The organism is Methylobacterium sp. GC_Met_2 (genome assembly GCF_026540795.1).
In the GTDB taxonomy this organism is placed as follows: Bacteria; Pseudomonadota; Alphaproteobacteria; order Rhizobiales; family Beijerinckiaceae; genus Methylobacterium.
In genome coordinates, this window is sequence record NZ_JALNUM010000001.1 from 119,600 (window position 1) to 137,855 (window position 18,256).

The 18,256-nt window shown below is 68.6% G+C and carries 18 protein-coding genes and 1 tRNA gene; 13 read left to right on the forward strand and 6 right to left on the reverse strand.

Features of this window, described 5'->3' with window-relative positions:
• Window position 1 precedes the first annotated feature (1 nt).
• The 9 genes from ctaD to OXS49_RS00645 all read left to right on the forward strand — a co-directional run bounded on the left by ctaD (window position 2) and on the right by OXS49_RS00645 (window position 8,521).
• Window positions 2–1,630: a cytochrome c oxidase subunit I gene (gene ctaD / locus OXS49_RS00605; RefSeq protein ID WP_244002839.1), complete on the forward strand. Its 1,629-nt coding sequence runs from the start codon at window positions 2–4 to the stop codon at window positions 1,628–1,630.
• A 214-nt stretch (window positions 1,631–1,844) separates the two neighbouring features.
• The gene (locus tag OXS49_RS00610) at window positions 1,845–2,795 is read left to right on the forward strand and encodes a heme o synthase (RefSeq protein ID WP_267420857.1); all 951 of its coding nucleotides are present in this window, start codon (window positions 1,845–1,847) and stop codon (window positions 2,793–2,795) included.
• Between the two features lie 5 nt (window positions 2,796–2,800).
• Window positions 2,801–2,965: a hypothetical protein gene (locus OXS49_RS00615; RefSeq protein WP_267420858.1), complete on the forward strand. Its 165-nt coding sequence runs from the start codon at window positions 2,801–2,803 to the stop codon at window positions 2,963–2,965.
• Between the two features lie 11 nt (window positions 2,966–2,976).
• A complete protein-coding gene (locus OXS49_RS00620) occupies window positions 2,977–3,588 on the forward strand; it encodes a cytochrome c oxidase assembly protein (protein ID WP_267420859.1) in 612 nt (203 codons plus the stop codon).
• Window positions 3,589–3,757: 169 nt separating this feature from the next.
• Window positions 3,758–4,618 carry a cytochrome c oxidase subunit 3 gene (locus OXS49_RS00625; protein ID WP_244002834.1) on the forward strand — a complete coding sequence of 287 codons (861 nt, stop codon included), beginning with the start codon at window positions 3,758–3,760 and terminating at the stop codon, window positions 4,616–4,618.
• A 146-nt stretch (window positions 4,619–4,764) separates the two neighbouring features.
• Window positions 4,765–5,139 (forward strand): DUF983 domain-containing protein, encoded by a 375-nt coding sequence (locus OXS49_RS00630; protein ID WP_244002832.1) that lies wholly within the window; start codon window positions 4,765–4,767, stop codon window positions 5,137–5,139.
• Window positions 5,136–5,897, forward strand: coding sequence for an SURF1 family protein (locus OXS49_RS00635; RefSeq protein WP_267420860.1), 762 nt, complete (start codon window positions 5,136–5,138; stop codon window positions 5,895–5,897). Before OXS49_RS00630 ends, OXS49_RS00635 begins: the two co-directional genes overlap by 4 nt.
• Before the next feature lie 211 nt (window positions 5,898–6,108).
• On the forward strand, window positions 6,109–7,224 hold the full coding sequence (sfnG, locus tag OXS49_RS00640) for a dimethylsulfone monooxygenase SfnG (protein WP_267420862.1): 1,116 nt from the start codon (window positions 6,109–6,111) through the stop codon (window positions 7,222–7,224).
• Between the two features lie 40 nt (window positions 7,225–7,264).
• A complete protein-coding gene (locus OXS49_RS00645) occupies window positions 7,265–8,521 on the forward strand; it encodes an SfnB family sulfur acquisition oxidoreductase (RefSeq protein ID WP_267420864.1) in 1,257 nt (418 codons plus the stop codon).
• Between the two features lie 8 nt (window positions 8,522–8,529).
• Here OXS49_RS00645 and OXS49_RS00650 read toward each other — a convergent pair whose 3' ends face one another.
• The 3 genes from OXS49_RS00650 to OXS49_RS00660 form a co-directional block, all read right to left on the reverse strand.
• A complete protein-coding gene (locus tag OXS49_RS00650; protein ID WP_244002826.1) occupies window positions 8,530–9,417 on the reverse strand; it encodes a cation diffusion facilitator family transporter in 888 nt (295 codons plus the stop codon).
• Between the two features lie 98 nt (window positions 9,418–9,515).
• Window positions 9,516–9,737 (reverse strand): hypothetical protein, encoded by a 222-nt coding sequence (locus tag OXS49_RS00655; RefSeq protein ID WP_244002824.1) that lies wholly within the window; start codon window positions 9,735–9,737, stop codon window positions 9,516–9,518.
• A 5-nt stretch (window positions 9,738–9,742) separates the two neighbouring features.
• Entirely contained in the window at window positions 9,743–9,991 is a 249-nt protein-coding gene (locus OXS49_RS00660; protein WP_267420868.1) for a hypothetical protein, read from the reverse strand.
• 97 nt (window positions 9,992–10,088) lie between these two features.
• Here OXS49_RS00660 and queA point away from each other — a divergent pair, with 97 nt between their 5' ends.
• Together queA and tgt are read left to right on the forward strand one after the other, a co-directional pair.
• The gene (gene queA, locus OXS49_RS00665; RefSeq protein WP_267420869.1) at window positions 10,089–11,153 is read left to right on the forward strand and encodes a tRNA preQ1(34) S-adenosylmethionine ribosyltransferase-isomerase QueA; all 1,065 of its coding nucleotides are present in this window, start codon (window positions 10,089–10,091) and stop codon (window positions 11,151–11,153) included.
• Window positions 11,154–11,160: 7 nt separating this feature from the next.
• Window positions 11,161–12,297, forward strand: coding sequence for a tRNA guanosine(34) transglycosylase Tgt (gene tgt, locus OXS49_RS00670; protein WP_267420870.1), 1,137 nt, complete (start codon window positions 11,161–11,163; stop codon window positions 12,295–12,297).
• 7 nt (window positions 12,298–12,304) lie between these two features.
• Here tgt and OXS49_RS00675 read toward each other — a convergent pair whose 3' ends face one another.
• The 3 genes from OXS49_RS00675 to OXS49_RS00685 form a co-directional block, all read right to left on the reverse strand.
• Entirely contained in the window at window positions 12,305–13,231 is a 927-nt protein-coding gene (locus tag OXS49_RS00675) for a hypothetical protein (RefSeq protein WP_346016919.1), read from the reverse strand.
• A 234-nt stretch (window positions 13,232–13,465) separates the two neighbouring features.
• Window positions 13,466–13,542, reverse strand: a tRNA-Pro gene (locus OXS49_RS00680).
• Between the two features lie 86 nt (window positions 13,543–13,628).
• On the reverse strand, window positions 13,629–14,312 hold the full coding sequence (locus OXS49_RS00685; RefSeq protein ID WP_267420917.1) for a 4'-phosphopantetheinyl transferase superfamily protein: 684 nt from the start codon (window positions 14,310–14,312) through the stop codon (window positions 13,629–13,631).
• Between the two features lie 136 nt (window positions 14,313–14,448).
• On the opposite strand from OXS49_RS00685, the gene OXS49_RS00690 reads away from it, so the two are divergent.
• Entirely contained in the window at window positions 14,449–15,744 is a 1,296-nt protein-coding gene (locus tag OXS49_RS00690) for an MFS transporter (protein WP_267420871.1), read from the forward strand.
• A 48-nt stretch (window positions 15,745–15,792) separates the two neighbouring features.
• Window positions 15,793–18,225, forward strand: a complete 2,433-nt coding sequence (gene ligA, locus OXS49_RS00695) for an NAD-dependent DNA ligase LigA (protein ID WP_267420872.1) — start codon at window positions 15,793–15,795, stop codon at window positions 18,223–18,225.
• The last annotated feature ends 31 nt before the right edge of the window (window positions 18,226–18,256 follow it).

Sequence of the window (18,256 nt, forward strand, 5' to 3'; positions counted from 1 at the left end):
CATGGCTACAGCCGCAGCCCATGCCGAGGCCCACGAGGTCCACGACCACAAACCCTCGTTCTTCGCCCGGTGGTTCCTGTCGACGAACCACAAGGACATCGGCACCCTCTACCTGCTCTTCGCCTTCTGCGCCGGTATGATCGGCGCCTTCCTCTCCTTCGGCATCCGGATGGAGATGGAGCAGCCTGGCCTGCAGTACTTCTCGAACCCGGCGACCTACAACGTATTCGTCACGGGTCACGGCCTCATCATGGTGTTCTTCATGGTGATGCCGGCGCTGATCGGCGGCTTCGGCAACTGGTTCGTGCCCCTCATGATCGGTGCGCCCGATATGGCGTTCCCGCGCATGAACAACATCTCGTTCTGGCTGACGGTTGCGGGCTTCTGCTCGCTGCTGTGCTCACTCTTCGTCGAGGGTGCACCGGGAGCCTCGGGCGCCGGCACCGGCTGGACCGTCTATCCGCCGCTCTCGACCGCCGGACATCCTGGCCCGGCCGTCGACTTCGCCATCTTCGCCCTGCACCTTTCCGGCGCGGGCTCGATCCTCGGCGCGATCAACTTCATCACCACCATCCTGAACATGCGCGCTCCGGGCATGACGCTGCACAAGATGCCGCTCTTCGCCTGGGCCGAGTTGGTCACCGCCTTCCTGCTGCTGCTCTCGCTGCCGGTTCTGGCGGGCGCCATCACGATGCTGCTGACCGACCGCAACTTCGGCACGACGTTCTTCGATCCGGCCGGCGGCGGCGACCCGATCCTGTACCAGCACCTGTTCTGGTTCTTCGGTCACCCCGAAGTCTACATCATGATCCTGCCGGCCTTCGGCATCGTCTCGCACATCATCGCCACCTTCTCGCGCAAGCCCGTCTTCGGCTACCTCGCGATGGCCTACGCCATGGTGGCGATCGGCGTGGTCGGCTTCGTCGTGTGGGCCCACCACATGTACACGGTCGGCCTGTCGCTCCAGACGCAGTCCTACTTCGTGTTCGCCACGATGGTGATCGCGGTGCCGACCGGCGTGAAGATCTTCTCGTGGATCGCCACGATGTGGGGCGGCTCCATCCGCTTCACCGCAGCGATGCACTGGGCGGTGGGCTTCATCTTCCTGTTCACGGTCGGCGGTGTCACCGGCGTCGTGCTCGCCAACTCGGCAGTCGATAAGTACCTGCACGACACGTACTACGTGGTCGCGCACTTCCACTACGTGCTGTCCCTGGGTGCGGTGTTCGTCATCTTCGCCGGTGTCTACTACTGGTTCCCGAAGATGACCGGCCGCATCATCCCGGAATGGGCCGGCAAGCTGCACTTCTGGCTGGCCTTCATCGGTGCGAACGTCCTGTTCTTCCCGATGCACTTCCTCGGCCTCGCCGGCATGCCGCGTCGCTACGCCGACTATCCGGAGGCCTTCGCGGGCTGGCACAAGGTCTCGACCTACGGCGGCCACATCTTCGGCCTCGGCATGTTCGTGTTCGTGATCGGCGTGGTCATGGCCTTCCGCTCGAAGGAGCGCGCCGCGGACAATCCGTGGGGCGAAGGCGCCACCACGTTGGAGTGGACGCTCACCTCTCCTCCGCCCTTCCACCAGTTCGAGACGCTGCCACGCATCGTCGACGAGCCGGGCGTGCACTGATAGACACCCGCGAGGGCCGCGTATGCGGCCCTCGCCCTTCCCCGGAGGCCGGTTCACCGGCCTCCCGGCAAGGGCGAGCGTCGAGGGCGATCCGCACGGGCCGTGGGACTAATCCCGGGCCCCGCTCACGTAACCCCTTGGAATACGTCGAATTCGAAACTCGACTCGGCCGTGACGCGCGTGGCCGGGCGCCGGCACAGCAGCGGCAGACGCGATGACGAGCTTGACGAACACCATCGGACGGGACGGCCCGGCCCCAGCCCTGTCGACGGCTGGCGGAGATGTCCCGGACTACTTTGCGCTTCTGAAGCCGCGGGTGATGGTCCTCGTGATCTTCACCGCCCTTGTCGGCATGGTCGTGTCGCAGGGTCATGTGCAGCCGGCGATCGGCGCGATCTCGCTGCTCGCCATTGCGGTGGGTGCGGGCGCCTCCGGCTGTCTCAACATGTGGTGGGATGCGGACATCGACGCCGTGATGACCCGCACCGCCACGCGGCCGATCCCGGCCGGTCGGATCTCGTCCGAAGAGGCCCTCGGCTTCGGGCTGTTTCTCTCCGTCGCTTCGGTGCTGGTGCTGGGCCTCGCCGCCAACCTTCTGGCGGCGGCCCTGCTTGCCTTTACGATCGTGTTCTACGCGGTGGTCTATTCGATGTGGCTGAAGCGGGCGACCGCGCAGAACATCGTGATCGGCGGCGCCGCGGGTGCCCTGCCCCCAGTGATCGGCCAAGCCGTGGTGAGCGGTTCCGTCGGAATCGAGTCGCTGATCCTGTTTGCCATCATCTTCATCTGGACGCCGCCGCATTTCTGGGCGCTGGCCCTGATCAAGGCGGACGAGTACGCCCGGGCCGGCATTCCGATGATGCCGAACGTTGCGGGTCCCGCGTCCACCCGCCGCCAAATCGTCGGGTATTCCCTGCTTCTGGCCCCCCTCAGTCTCGCACCGGTCGCCTTCGGGTTCGGCGGCCTGCTCTACGCCGTGATCGGTCTCGTGGGCGGTCTCGGCATGGTTGCCTTCAGCATCCGTGTGCTGCGCAATCGCGAGGGTGAAGCCGAGCGGCGTGCGGCCCTCGGCATGTTCGGGTTCTCGATCCTCTATCTCTTCGCGTTGTTCTCCGCGTTGCTGGCCGAGCAGAGCTTCGGCCTGTTCCGGCCGGTCCTGGGCTGAGCGCCATGCCGGAACCGGAGAGCCAGTACCGTCCGCTCACCCCCGAGGAGGAAGCCCGCCGCCGGAAGCGCTCGGTGGCGATCGCCCTGGCGCTGGGAGCCTGGGTCCTGCTGTTCTTCGTCCTGACGATCGTCAAGCTCGGTCCGCAGATCCTCAGCCGGCCGCTCTGAGGAGACCCGCCATGGCCGCACCTCATCAGAACCCGAGCCGCGGTGCCAACCGCACGGCGCTGGCCTGCGCGGGCCTCGCGGTCGGCATGGTCGGCCTCGCCTTCGCGTCGGTCCCGCTCTACGACGCATTCTGCAAGGCTACCGGCTATGACGGCACGCCTCGTCAGGGGCCGGCGCTCGCTGCCTCCGCGGCCCGGGCCGACGACAGTATGGTGGTCCATTTCGACACCAACGTCGCGCCGGGCCTGCCCTGGAAGTTCGCTGCCGAGACGAACAGCGTCGAGGCCAAGCTCGGCGAAACCAAAACGGTGTTCTTTCGCGTGCAGAACACCGGGACGAAACCCGCGACCGGGGTTGCGACCTTCAACGTCCAGCCCGGCCTGATGGGCGGCTACTTCGTGAAGATCGCCTGCTTCTGCTTCAATGCCCAGACGCTGCAGCCGGGCGAGACCCTCGACGTGCCGGTGGTCTTCTACGTCGATCCGGCGGTGCGCGACGATTCGAACACCGCGCATCTCAGCGAGATGACGCTGTCCTACACCTACTTCGCCAGCAAGAATGGTGAACCGGTGACCGCTGCGGCGGCGATACCGGCGCCACCCGGGACGAAGCGGGAATTCTGATCGCGGACGCGTGACAACACGGGCCCGCACCGACTAAACGTGCAGACAAGCTTGGGCGTGGTTTGTGCCGTGTCCGGCCAAAAGCAGACCGCGACAAGAGCAAACAGCAAGCCGCGTCAGGCCGGATGCCGGAAACGGCGCAGGGCGGCGGGTGAGGAGCGACGGGATAATGGCCGAGGCGCACGCCAAGAATCACGACTTTCACATCCTGAGCCCGAGTCCGTGGCCGCTGATCGGTGCCTTCTCGGGTTTCCTGATGGCGTTCGGCGCTGTCTTCTGGATGAAGAGCCTGCAGATCGGCACGCTGACGCCGGGCCCCTACATCTTCGGTGCCGGCGCGATCGGCGTTCTCTACACCATGTACTCGTGGTGGAAGGACGTGGCCCACGAGGCGAATTCCGGTGACCACACCCGGGTCGTCCAGCTTCACCACCGCTACGGCATGATGATGTTCATCGCCTCCGAGGTGATGTTCTTCGTCGCGTGGTTCTGGGCCTACTTCGAGGCGGCGCTCTACACCGCAGACCCGATCCAGGTGTCGCGCGTGGAATTCACCGGCGGCGTCTGGCCGCCCAAGGGGATCGAGGCGTTCGACCCCTGGCACCTGCCGCTGCTCAACACCCTGATCCTGCTGACTTCGGGCACCACCGTGACCTGGGCGCACCACGCGCTCCTCGAGGGTGATCGCAAGGGCCTGAAGTACGGCCTGTGGTTGACCATCATCCTCGGCGTGCTGTTCACCGCCTGCCAGGCGTACGAATACAGCCACGCCGAGTTCGGCTTCGCGGGCAGCATCTACTCGTCGACCTTCTTCATGGCGACGGGCTTCCACGGCGCCCACGTGATCATCGGCACGATCTTCCTCGCCGTCTGCCTGTTCCGCGCCTATGCGGGCCAGTTCACGACGCGCCAACATCTCGGTTTCGAGTTCGCCGCCTGGTACTGGCACTTCGTCGACGTGGTGTGGCTGTTCCTCTTCGCTGCGATCTACGTGTGGGGCTCGGGCGTCTTCCACGGCGCCGCTCACTGAGATCTATCCCGCCACCGCATGGCGGACCTGCGAAGGGCGGCTCCGGCCGCCCTTTTTCGTGTGCGGACCCCGCGAATCCCCATATCGTTGCGGACACCTCCGATGCGGCATGGTCGCCGGCATACGGGTGAGTCTGGAGTCTGCCTGTGGATCACCGCATTTACGCGCCGCTGCCGCCGGTTCCCACGGGTTTACGCGGCCGGTGCCCGCGCTGCGGCGAGGGTCATCTGTTCAAGGGTTACTTGACCCTGCGGCCCTCCTGCGAGTCTTGCGGGCTCGATTACTCGCATTTCGACTCGGCCGACGGCCCGGCCTTCTTCGTCATGTCGATCGTCGGCGTGGTCGTGGTCGGCCTCGCCCTGTGGCTTGAGATCACCTACGAGCCGCCGATCTGGGTCCACGCGTTGGTCGCCGTCACGATGTCGGTCGGCCTCAGCCTGATCCTCGTCCGGCCGCTCAAGGGCATGCTGATCGCCCTCCAGTACAGCAACAAGGCCGAGCAGGGGCGCTTCGAACCGTGAAAGCCGTTGTTGCCAGAGGCGCCTGGCGCGATCTCGTCGCGCCCGGCATTGCCGCTTTGATTGCGCTGGCGATCCTCATCGGCCTCGGAACGTGGCAGATCGAGCGCAAGACCTGGAAAGAGGATCTGATCACCCGCATCGTGCGGCAAACCCAGGCGGTGCCGGTGGCACCGCCGGCGGCCGCGGAGTGGGATCCTGCCCGGGACGAATTCCGCCACGTGCTCGTTACCGGCCGCTTCCTCAACGACAAGGAGACGCTGGTGCACGGGCTCGCCGCCGGCGAGACGCCGGGCCGGGCTCTGCAGGGCTATTATGTGCTGACGCCGTTCGTGCGCGACGGCGGCGGCATGGTGCTGATCAATCGCGGCTTCGTCCCCACCGAGCTCAAGGCCCAATCGGATCGGCGGGACGGTCTGATCGACGGGCCCACCACAGTGACCGGCATCCTACGCGCCAGCGAGCCGCGCGGCCTGTTCGTGCCGGAGCCGGACCCGGCGCGGGGTGAATGGTTCAACCGGGACATCGGCGGAATCGCGGCCGCACGCGGTCTCTCGGACGTCGCGCCCTATCTGATTGAGGCCGATGCGGCCCCCGGCCAGACCACATGGCCCCGCGGTGGTCAGCTTCGAGTGGATCTGCCCAACAACCACCTGCAATACGCCTTCACGTGGTTCAGCCTCGCGGCCTGCCTGATCGCGGTCTATTCCGTGTTCGCTTGGCGCCGCCTTCACGAACCGGACACGCGGCGAGAGGCCTAGCATAAACCCGCTCTGCTGAGGCTCATTCGAAGAAAAGCCTCATCGAGGAAGCGTTCAAAACAGTAACCCGTTCCTTTGACCTGCGGCCGTTCCACCGGAATACTTGCGCTCGACTTGATCGATCGGCCGCTCTCTGGATCTTGTATTCAGTTTGCGGCGATCCCTCGAAATGGACACGGCGCAGGGCGCCGCGCGGTCCAGGGAGCGCAGAATGACCAGCCATCACATCGCGGAAGCGGAGCCTGCGCCGATCCGTTTCGCCTACTGGGTGCCCAACGTCTCGGGTGGCCTCGTGATCAGCACGATCCCGCAACGGACGAGCTGGGACGCTGACTACAACCGGACGCTGGCACAGATCGCCGAGGAAGCCGGCTTCGACTACGCGCTGACGCAGATCCGGTTCACCGCCGGCTATGGCGCCGAATACCAGCACGAGTCGGTGGCGTTCAGCCATGCGCTGCTGGCGGCCACCACCAAGCTCAAGGTGATCGCCGCGATCCTGCCCGGCCCTTGGAACCCGACGCTCGCCGCGAAGCAGATCGCCACGATCGCACAACTCACCGACAATCGCGTTGCGGTGAACATCGTGTCGGGCTGGTTCTCGGGCGAGTTCCGGGCGATCGGCGAGCCTTGGCTGGACCATGACGAGCGTTACCGCCGCTCCGAGGAATTCATCCGCAGCTTGCGCGGGATCTGGACCCAGGACAACTTCACCTTCCGCGGGGATTTCTATCGGTACAGCGACTACACGCTGAAGCCGAAGCCGGGTCAGCCGCTGCCGGAGATCTTCCAGGGCGGCTCGTCGCGGGCAGCGCGCGACATGGCGGCCCGGGTGTCCGACTGGTACTTCACCAACGGCAACACGCCCGACAACATCCGCGCGCAGGTCGACGATATCCGCGCGAAGGCGGCGCAGAGCGGCAACGATCCGCGCATCGGCGTCAACGCCTTCGTGATCGCCCGCGAGACCGAGGAAGAGGCCCGCGCCGTTCTTCAGGAGATCATCGACCACGCCGACGCCGATGCCGTGAAGGCCTTCGGCCACGAGGCGAAGAATGCCGGCAAGGCCTCACCGGAGGGCGAGGGCAACTGGGCGAAATCGAGCTTCGAGGATCTGGTCCAGTACGACGACGGTTTCCGGACCAACCTGATCGGTACACCCGATCAAATCGCCGAGCGGATCCTCGCTCTCAAGGATGCCGGTGCGGATCTCGCGCTCCTGGCCTTCCTGCATTTCCAGGAGGAGGTCGCGTATTTCGGTACGCACGTGATCCCGCGGGTGCGCGCCCTGGAGGCCGCCCGCGCCCAGCGCGCCGAAGCGGCCTGACCGTCCAGCGTCCTCCTCCCCGATCCATCAGGAGCGTGCCATGAACATCGCCGTCGATGCACGGACCCTCGAACCGCAGGGCGCGCGGGGCGCGCCCGGTCCGGAACGCCCCCCGACCCAGGCTCACGTCATCGGCGGCGACCCGGAGGCGCTCGACATCGCCCACCGGCTGGCAGCCGCGTTCCGTGTCGGCGCCTCGGAGCGGGATCGCGCCGCCGTGCGGCCGCTCGCCGAGCTCGACGCCTTCTCGCAGAGCGGCTTGTGGTCGATCAACGTGCCGCGGGCCTATGGCGGGCCTGAAGTGTCCTACCGGACCCTGGTGCAGGTCATCGCCATCATCGCGGCGGCGGACCCCGCCATCGCGCAGATCGCGCAGAACCATCTCGGCATGATCGCGGCGATCCGGACCGTGTCGGACGACGCGCAGAAACGGCTGCTGTTCGGGGAGGTGCTGCGTGGTACTCGGTTCGGCAACGCCTTCTCGGAACGTGGCACCAAGCGGGCGGCCGAGTTCGACACGCGCTTCACCGACGACGGCGACCACGTCGTGGTGCGCGGCCAGAAGTTCTACGCGACTGGCGCGCTGCTCGCGCATCTCGTTCCGATCGTCGCCCTCGATGGGCAGGGCCGGGCTTGGTACGCCATCGCCGAGCGCGACGCGCCGGGCCTGACGATCATCGACGATTGGTCGAGCTTCGGCCAGCGCGGCACCGCGAGCGGCACCGTGCTGATCGAGGATGTCCGGGTACCAAAAACGCATCTGGTCCCGGCTTGGAAGGGTTACGACGCACCCACCGCGGACGGCGCCGTATTCCAGATCATCCAGGCGGCAATCGATGCCGGGATCGGCCTGGAGGCGCTAGACGACACGATCCGGTTCGTCCGCGGGAAGGCCAGGCCTTGGATCGACAGCGGTCTGGAGCGCGCAAGTGACGATCCCTACACGATCCAGGCGATCGGCGACCTGACCCTCCGCCAACACGCCGCGGATGCGCTGCTCGATCGGGCGGGGCTCATCCTCGACGAGGCCGTGGCCAAGCCGGATGCGCAGCGCGTGGCAGCGGCGCAACTCGCGGTCGCCGAGGCGAAGGTGCTGACCACCGAGATCGCCCTGGCGGCCTCCAACAAGCTGTTCGAGCTGTCGGGCACCCGCTCGACCCTGGCGGCGGAGAATCTCGACCGACACTGGCGGAACGCGCGGACCCACACGCTCCATGACCCCGTACGGTGGAAGTACGCCATCATCGGCAACCACGCGCTGAACGGCGTCGCCCCGCCGCTCCATGCCTGGAGCTGAGCGCCGGATCAGAGCACCGGCACGCCGCGGGCCTTGGCCAGCTCGCCGGGCTCGACATGGATCGTCACCACCGCTCCGGGGATGGTCGTCTCCAAGGCGTTCTCCAGCCGGTCGCAGATCACGTGCGAAGCCTCGACGCTCATGGCGCCGGGGACCACGAGGTGGAAATCGATGAACGTGGCCTGCCCGGCCGCGCGCGTGCGAACGTCGTGCGCCTCCAGCGCCCCTTCGCCGTGCTCCGAGATCAGCGTCCGGATCTGAGTCACCATCTCATGCGGGGCCGCGCGATCCATCAGGCCGTCGACCGATTCCCGCACCATGCGGAAGCCGGACCAGAGGATGTTCAGCGCCACCAGCCCGGCCACCATCGGATCGAGGATGGGATAACCGGTCACCAGAACGGCTCCGACACCGATCAGGACGCCGCAGGAGGTGACGACGTCAGCAAAGATGTGGCGCGCATCGGCGATCAGGGCCGGCGAGCGCCACCGCTGACCCCAGCGCATCAGCGCCATGGCCCAGGCCGCGTTGATGATGCCAGCCCCGAAATTGATCGCCACGCCGATGGCAGGGGCATCGAGGGGCTTGGGCGCCAGCACGCCGTAAAACGATTCGCGCAGGATCATGAGCGCCGCCACGATGATCAGGGCGCCCTCGATCACCGCGGAGAAGAACTCGGCCTTGTGGTGGCCGTAGGGATGATCCTCGTCGGCCGGACGCGCCGCGACGCGCAGCGCCACGAAGGCGCCGATGGCGGCGACCACGTTGATGATGCTCTCGAGGGCGTCCGAATACAGCGCGAGGCTGCCGGTGAGCCAAGCGGCGTAGAACTTCAGGGCCGTGACGGCGAGGCCGATGCCCGCGCTGAGGAGGGCAGCTTTCTGGGTACGGTCCATGAGTCGGCGCCGAGTTGGGGTGGCCGCGCCTATACGGCATCACCCTTGTCCCAGGCCACGGCAAAGGTTCGACGCTTCCGAAAAGGTCTTAGCTTTGGCTAAGTCTCGATCGGTTCAGGTGCGTTCCCGCGTGCGGCCTCGCGCCGGCGGCTCGTCGCTGCCTTGGCGCGGGCAGTGTCCGCCTTCCGCAGCAACCGGCGGCGTTGCCATGCGAAGCGTGCGGCAGCGGCCAGGGATTCCAGGCGCGCCGCCTCACGCTCCCAATAGCCGAGCAGCTGACCGTCCAGGGTCACGCGCCGGTTCCGGCCGGGCAGAGCCACGGCGCCTATTCCCGCTTGGCGGGCGGCTCGCCCGTCTCGGTTACGACCAGCGCATCGGGTTCCCCGCGGAAGCTGCCCAGGCCGGAATCCCGGACGGGCACCGTCGGGCTGCCGAAGGGCTGGCTCGGATACGCATCCTCGAATTTCGACCGGGCCTCGTCGGGGCTCTGGGCCTTCAGCACGATCTCGGGCTTTCCCGGCAGCGGCCATCGCGGGTCGGCTTCGTCACGGGGGCGAACGGCGTACCAGGGCATCGACGGTCATCTCGCGTCTCGGTGACGCGGAAAACGGGCACGATCCCCGAGGGTTCCGCGGTTGAAACCGCCTGCAGTTCGGTGCACGCAGCCCGGAATGCGCGTGGACCTGTTCGATTTCGACCTGCCGGAGACCAGCATCGCCCTGCGCCCGGCCGAGCCGCGGGATGCCGGGCGGCTGCTTGTCGTGCAGCCGGGGATGGCTTTGGCCGACCGGACCGTACGCGATCTGCCCGGCACCCTGCGGACCGGCGATGCTTTGGTGTTTAACGACACGCGGGTGATCCCGGCCCGCCTCCACGGCGTACGCACGCGGCCGGGCGCGCCCGGTCAGCGTACGGAGGCGATGCTGCATCTGCGCGAGGGACCCGCGCGCTGGCGCGCCTTCGGCCGTCCGGCCAAGCGGGTCGCCCCCGGCGACACGCTGCGATTCGGCGCATTGACCGCCACCGTAGCCGAGAAGGGCGAGGCCGGCGAGATCGTGCTCGATTTCGACCGGGCGGGGCCTGAGCTCGACGCCGCCATCGCGGCCGAGGGCGCCCTGCCGCTGCCCCCCTACATCGCCGGCAAGCGCGCCGCCGACGCGCGGGACGCCACCGACTACCAGACGATCTACGCCCGGAACCCCGGCGCCGTCGCGGCGCCAACGGCGGGCCTGCATTTCTCGGAAGGCCTGCTCGCGGATCTCGACGCGGCCGGGCTGCGGCGCCACCACGTCACGCTGCATGTCGGAGCGGGCACGTTCCTTCCGGTGAAGGCCGAGGATACGGAAGGCCATCGGATGCACGCGGAAATCGGCATCCTCGACGCGGATACCGCCACCGCGCTCAACGCGACCCGCGCCGCGGGCGGCCGGATCGTCGCGATCGGGACCACCGCCCTGCGCCTGCTGGAGAGCGCCGCGCGCCCGGACGGAACGCTCGCAGCCTTCTCGGGCCCGACCGACATCTTCATCACGCCGGGCTACCGCTTCCGGGCGGTGGACGCGCTCGTGACGAACTTCCATCTGCCGCGCTCGACCCTGTTCATGCTGGTCTCGGCCTTCTCGGGCCTCGACACGATGCGCGCCGCCTACGCGCACGCGATCGAGGCCGGCTACCGGTTCTATTCCTACGGCGACGCCAGCCTGCTCTTCCCGGGCCCGGGCGCGGACCTGCCATGAGCCAGCGATGACCGATCCCCTCCCCTTCGGCTTCAGCCTGCAGGCGCAGGACGGCACCGCCCGCACAGGCGCGATCACGACGCATCGCGGCGCGATCCGGACGCCGGCCTTCATGCCGGTCGGCACAGCCGCCACCGTCAAGGCGATGTATCCCAGCCAGGTCCGCGACCTCGGCGCGGACGTGGTGCTCGGCAACACCTATCACCTGATGCTGCGCCCCGGTCCCGAACGGATGGCGCGGATCGGCGGACTGCATCGCTTCATGAACTGGGACCGGCCGATCCTGACCGATTCCGGCGGCTTCCAGGTGATGTCGCTCTTTGCCTTGCGGAAGATCGACGAGCAGGGCGTGACCTTCCGCTCGCATATCGACGGCACGGCGCACCACATGAGCCCGGAGCGCTCGATCGAGATCCAGGGACTGCTCGGCTCCGACATCCAGATGCAGCTCGACGAATGCGTGCGCCTGCCGGCCGACCATGCGGCGATCGAGAAGGCGATGCACCTGTCCCTGCGCTGGGCCGAGCGCTGCCGAATCGCCTTCGGCGAGCAGCCCGAGCGGGCCCTGTTCGGCATCGTGCAGGGGGGCGACATCCCGGCCCTTCGGATCGAGAGCGCCCGCGCCTTGGCGGACCTCGACCTGAAGGGCTACGCGGTCGGCGGCCTCGCGGTCGGCGAGCCGCAGGCGGTGATGTTCGCGATGATCGAGACCGTGGAGCCGCACCTGCCCGCCGCGAAACCGCGCTACCTGATGGGCGTCGGCACGCCCGACGACATCCTCGGCGCGGTGGCCCGCGGCATCGACATGTTCGACTGCGTGATGCCGACCCGCGCCGGCCGCCACGGCCTCGCCTATACGCGCCATGGCCGGGTCAACCTGCGCAACGCCCGCCACGCCGAGGACACGGCCCCCCTGGACGAGGCCTCGATCTGCCCGGCGACGCGGGATTATTCGCGCGCCTATCTGCATCATCTGGTCCGGTCGAACGAGATCCTGGGGATGATGCTGCTGACCTGGAACAATCTCGCCTACTATCAGGATTTGATGGCAGGCGCCCGGGCGGCGATCCGGGACGGTCGATACGCCGAGTATTGCAGCGAAACCCGCGCGGGCTGGGCGCGGTCCGAGCGCGCCGCCGCGTGAGGCCGGATCAGGGGTGGGCCAGCACCCGGTAGGTGCCGCCCGGATCGTCGGCGCCGGTCGCCACCGCTGCCTTCAGGTCCGCGACGATCCGCGCCGCGACCGGCAGGCGGTAATGCAGCGCGTCCCAATAATTCGCGTCCCGGTTGGTGAGCGGCGACGGAAAACGGAAATCCACCACCGTGGCGCCGTGGCCGGCGCCGATCGCGGCGACCCGGCTCTTGCAGGCCGCCTCGCGCCGACCCGCCGCCGTCCCGGGGGCTCCCTGCGCGGCGGCGTGGACCGGCATGAAGACGAGGAGCTTCACCGCATCGGCCGGCACGCGGTCCAGGAGATGATCGAGGCGGCCGAGCGCCGGTATGGGCGCATCGACCGGATCGATAGCGGCCGCCGGGTCGGCAGCACCCGCGCGGATATGGGCACGCGCGCGCTCCGGGTCGTAGCGGTCCTCCGGCGGCGTGAAGACCGCGTAGCCGTCCCGACGAATCCGAGGTTGGGCCAGACCGGCCCACGCGAGCCCGGCCTGTGCCGCCACGGCGACAGCGCGGAGGTTCACCTGTCGCAGCACGCCCCACGGCGCGCCGTCCGCATAGAGCCAGTCCGGGAAGGCGTTGGCTGTGCGGGCGGGGGGATCGGCCGAACACCACGTCCCATCGAGCCCGAACAGGACCGCACGCACGGCATGATGCACGATGAAAAGTTCGGCGAGGCGGATCTGCTCGTCCGGCGTCGCGGCGTTCACGGCGAGGTTCGCGAACCGGGCGCCGAAGGCCTCGTCGAGGGCGTTCGGGTCGAGCAGGCGGGCCGTCGAGGTGCCGAAGACCGCGGCGTCGAACCGGCCGCCGCGGGCGATCTGCGGGTATGAGAGCCGCTGGTTGGCGTCCATGATCGGACCCGGCGGATGCCCCGGTGCGGCGCGCAGGCCGTAGGGATCCATCAGGGCCACGAATGCGACGACTGCGATGCCGATGAAGGCCGTGGCGGCGATCAGGCTGCGTGCGAAGCCAAACCAGGCTTCAGCGGCGAACACTCCGTGAGGGGGCCGTTCCGGCAATCGCGATGCCATGTCCGGCGTTCTCGCTCTAACACCGGCCGGAAGGTCAAGCGCCACGACTTATGATATCGTGCGCGAGGTGGATGTGCCGAAAAGAAGCTGAGTCTCGGGAATTCTTGGTCGGAGTGGCAGGATTTGAACCTGCGACCCCCACGTCCCGAACGTGGTGCGCTACCAGACTGCGCTACACTCCGAAGGCCGTCCCGCGCATCGCTGACCGGGCCGACGAGCGGGTGTATAGCCGTGCCTTGGCTGGGCCGCAAGCCGGGTTTGTGCTGTTTCAACAGAGCCGGTCGGGCCAATCTGCCGGGAGCCTCCGGGGCTGGATCGTCGCGTCATCGGCCCGCACCGCGACGGTGGCGGCGTAGCCGGCGCCGGCATCGATCGCCGCGAGGGTCCACCCTGCCGAATCCCGCAGCAGCCGCGGAGCAGCCGGCGGCAGGGTCACGCTGAAACGGTCGAGGGGTAGGGACAGACCGGTCCCCAGCGCCTTCACCACTGCTTCCTTGCGGGTCCACAGGCCGAAGAAGGCCGCCTCGATAGCCTCAGCCGGCAAGCTCGCGAGGGACGCCGCCTCGTCGGGCGCGAAATGCGTCCGCGCGATCCGCACCGCGTCCGGAATCGCTCGCATCAGTTCGAGATCGACGCCGATGGCGGCCGGGCCCGCGAGACCGATCAAGGCGCGGGCCCCCGAATGCGACAGGTTGAACTCCAACGGGCTTCCGGCCGGCTCGGCGAGGTGCGGCTTGCCAGCCGCCTTCGCGGTCAGGCGGATCTCGGACGGGGCACAGCCGCGCGCGTCCGCCAGGATGAGCCTGAGGGCCGCGTGGCTTACCATGAAACGCGCGCGATCCGCGGGCCGCAGGAACCGGTCGCCGCGGTCGCGCTCTGAGCGGTCGAGCACCTGCGCGCATCGTTCGAGCCGGTCCGGCGATACGGCGAGATCGACCAGCCACACATCCACCGCGCTCAAGCGACGCCTCGCGGCCGCCGGACGCAGAAGTTAAGGTCGCGCGATGGTGAGGGCACGGGGGCGCATCCGGTGACGACGGCATGAGGAGCATCGCGCCCCGGCGCGCGGTGGGCAAGGTGCCGCGCGCTTGAGCGACCCGGCCGCGTTTCCCGTCCGCCCGCCCCTGCATGAGCCGCTGAACCTCAGCGGCCGCCGCACCCGCTACGGCGTGTTCTTCGCCACCTACCTCTATCAGGGGCTGATCGCGGGATTCTCGCTCACGGCGTTGGCCAATCATCTCACCGCCAAGGGCGTTTCGGCGGCGGAGATCGGCTTCCACTTCGCCCTCGCGGGCCTGCCCTGGACCCTTCAACCCATCCTGTGGGGCCCGGTGGTCGACCGCGCCGGCGATTCCCGGATGGGCCGGCGCCGGGTCTTCGCGGTTGCGGCGGTCCTTGGCTGCCACGCCGCCCTGGCGCTGCTGCTGTGGGGCGCTGAGGATCGGGTCGGCGGACTCGGCCTGATCTTCCTGGCCCACAGTCTGTGCGCCTCGCTCCTCGACACCGCCTGTGATCGGATGATCATGGACCACGTGCCGTCCGCCGAACTCGGCCGGGTGAGCGGCTGCACCCGCGCGGGCTTCGTGGCCGGAAGCAGCCTCAGCGCGGCCGTCTTCGGGTGGATGCTGACGACCGACGGTTTGGCCATCAGCGCACGCTGGCTCCTCGTGGCCGCCATCGTGGCGAGCATGCCGATCCTGCTGGTCCGCGAGGGGCCCACGGATGCGCTCGCCACCCCAGGGCGGCGCGGATTGGCGCCGCGACGGGTGCCGTTCCGCCGATTCCTGCGTCGCCTGATCGTGAGCCTGCAGCGCCCGCGGGCCCTGCGGCTTCTCGCCCTGTGCTTCGGTCTCGACGGCGCGCTCGGGCTGTTCGAACTGCCCTTTTCGGTGGACCTGCTCCAGCGTCAGGCGTGGGATCCAGCCGTCCTGTCCCGCCTCCAGGCCGGTCTGGCGCTGGCGAGCGGAACAGCCGGCGCGCTGGCGGTCGGCTTCTGGTCTGACAGGTCCGGCCCGGTCCGGCCGCTGCGCATCCTCCTGCTCGCCAGCGCCGGCACGTTCCTGCTGGCCGGCGCCCTGATCACGTCGGACCTCGTCGGCGCAGCCGGGCCGGTGATCCTCGCGCTGACCAACATGCTGCCCGGCCTGCTGATCGTGGCGCTGATGCCGGCCCTGCTCCAGGCCAGCCAGGGACGCCCGGGAGCGGCGACGCAATTCGAGGTCTACATGGCGGCGATGAATCTCGGTTCCGTCGCCGGAACCGCGCTGGCCGGGTGGTTCGCGCCGGTTCTGCCGCTGGCTGCGGTGGCTGTGTTCGTCGCCGTGGTCTTTCTTGGAGCATTCCGGGTCGCAGGCCGTGCCGATCTGCTCGTCGCCCACCGGTGAGGGAAAACGGCGACTCCCGACGCGCCGCCGATGCGCTAGAACCCCACCATGGCCGCCGCGAAAATCGACACGCCCGATCTCGACCTGACCGCCGAGGAGGCCCGCGACGAGCACGCGCGGGTTTCGGAGGCGATCCTCGACGCCGACCGGCTCTACTACCAGGAGGACGCGCCCGAGATCTCGGACGCGGAATACGACCGCCTGCGCCGACGCCTGGAGACGCTGGAGACCCGCTTCCCGGATCTCGTCGGCACGGGCGCCGCCAGCACGTCGGTGGGCGCCAAGCCCTCGGAGAAATTCGTCAAGGTGCGGCACGCCGTGCCGATGCTCTCGCTGGGCAACGCCTTCGACGATGCCGAAGTGGCCGAGTTCGTGGTCCGGGTGCGCCGCTTCCTCGGCTGGCCCGAGGATGCACCGCTCGCCTTCACGGCTGAGCCGAAGATCGACGGGCTGTCTCTGTCGCTCCGCTATGTGCAGGGGCGCCTCGACACCGCGGCCACGCGCGGCGACGGCGAGGTCGGCGAGAACGTCACCGCCAATGCGCGGACCGTACAGGACATCCCAGAGACGCTGGCCGGCACGGACTGGCCGGAGATCTGCGAGGTGCGCGGCGAAGTCTACCTGTCGCACGCCGATTTCGCCGCCATCAACGCCCGGCAGGAGGCGGCCGGCAAGGCGCTGTTCGCCAACCCGCGCAACGCCGCCGCCGGGAGCCTGCGGCAGCTCGATCCCGCGATCACCGCGTCCCGGCCGCTTCGATTCTTCGCCTATGCCTGGGGCGAACTCTCAGCGCCGATCGCCGAGACGCAGACCGGCGCCCTCGAGCGTTTCGCGGCCTGGGGCCTGCCGGTGAACCCGCTGACGCGGACCTTCACCGACCGCGACGCGATGCTCGCCCATTACCGGCAGATCGAGGCGGACCGGGCCGGGCTCGGCTACGATATCGACGGCGTGGTTTATAAGGTCGACGACCTGGCGTTGCAGAAGCGGCTCGGCTTCGTCTCGCGCTCCCCGCGCTGGGCGCTCGCCCACAAGTTCGCCGCTCAGGAGGCGACGACGGTGGTGGACGACATCGTCATCAATGTCGGCCGCACCGGCTCGCTGAACCCTCTGGCGAAGCTGCGGCCGGTGACGGTGGGTGGTGTGGTTGTGTCCAACGCGACCCTGCACAACGAGGGCTACGTGAAGGGCGTCGGCGCCGATGGCGAGCCGATCCGCGACGGTCGCGATATCCGCGTCGGCGACACGGTGACGGTGGTCCGGGCCGGCGACGTCATCCCGAAGGTGATGGATGTCGATCTCACCAAGCGCCCGGCGGATTCGCGGCCTTTCGAATTTCCGGAAACCTGCCCGGCCTGCGGCAGCCGGGCCGTGCGCGCGGGCAACCCGCGCACCGGCCGCCCCGACGCGATCCGCCGTTGCACCGGCGGCTTGATCTGCCCGGCGCAAGGGGTGGAGCGGCTGAAGCACTTCGTCTCGCGCAACGGGTTCGACATCGAAGGATTCGGCGAGACCTACATCGAGGTTCTGTTCGAGGCGGGCCTCGTGCGCCAGCCGGCCGATCTGTTCCGGCTCGACTTCGACAAGCTCAAAGCGGCGGTCGTGGCGCGGCGCGAGGCGCTGTCGGCCGAGCGGCGCGCCGAATCCGGAGCGGCCGAACCGCCCAAGAAGGCCGCCAAGAAGAAGGGCGAGGAAGACGATAAGGCGATCAAGAACCTGCTCGCCGGCGTCGAAGGCCGTCGCCAGGTGCCGATGAACCGCCTGCTCTTCGCCCTCGGGATCCCGCAGATCGGCGAGGCGACCGCCAAGGCGCTGGCCAAACGCTTTACCGACATGCCGACACTCATCGCGGCGATCCGCGAGGCCGCTGCGGCGCAGCCCGGGCCCGACTGGATCGAACTGACGGCGGTGCCCCGGGTCGGTGGGACGACCCGCGACCGGCTGCTCGACCTGGGCCTTCCGGAGGACGAGGCCACGCCCGGCCAGGAGCGGGCGCGCCTCAGCACCGTCCAGCGCGAAAACCTCATCGCCCATTACGGCGATGCCGACGCGGTGCGCGCAGCGATCACCAAGGCTGCGGCGCAGCGCCCCGGAGATGCCTACCGCCTGTTCGCCGATGATGGCGAGATCGGGCCGGTGGCGACCGATGCGCTGCTCCTGTTCTTCTCCGAGCCTCACAACGCCGATGCCGTCGCGGCCCTGCTCGACGAGGTGGATGTCGAGGCGATGGAGCAGGCGGCCTCGGCCTCGGCCTTCGCGGGCAAGACCGTGGTGTTCACCGGCACGCTGGAGAAGATGACCCGCAACGAGGCCAAGGCCGTGGCCGAGCGCCTCGGCGCAAAGGTGTCGGGCTCGGTCTCGGCGAAGACCGATCTTGTGGTGGCCGGCCCCGGGGCGGGCTCCAAGCTGAAAGACGCGCAGAAGCATGGCGTGCGCGTCGTCTCGGAGGACGATTGGCTCGGGATGGTGTCGCAGGGTTGATGCCGGAGTCCGGGCGGCCTAGACCTCCTGG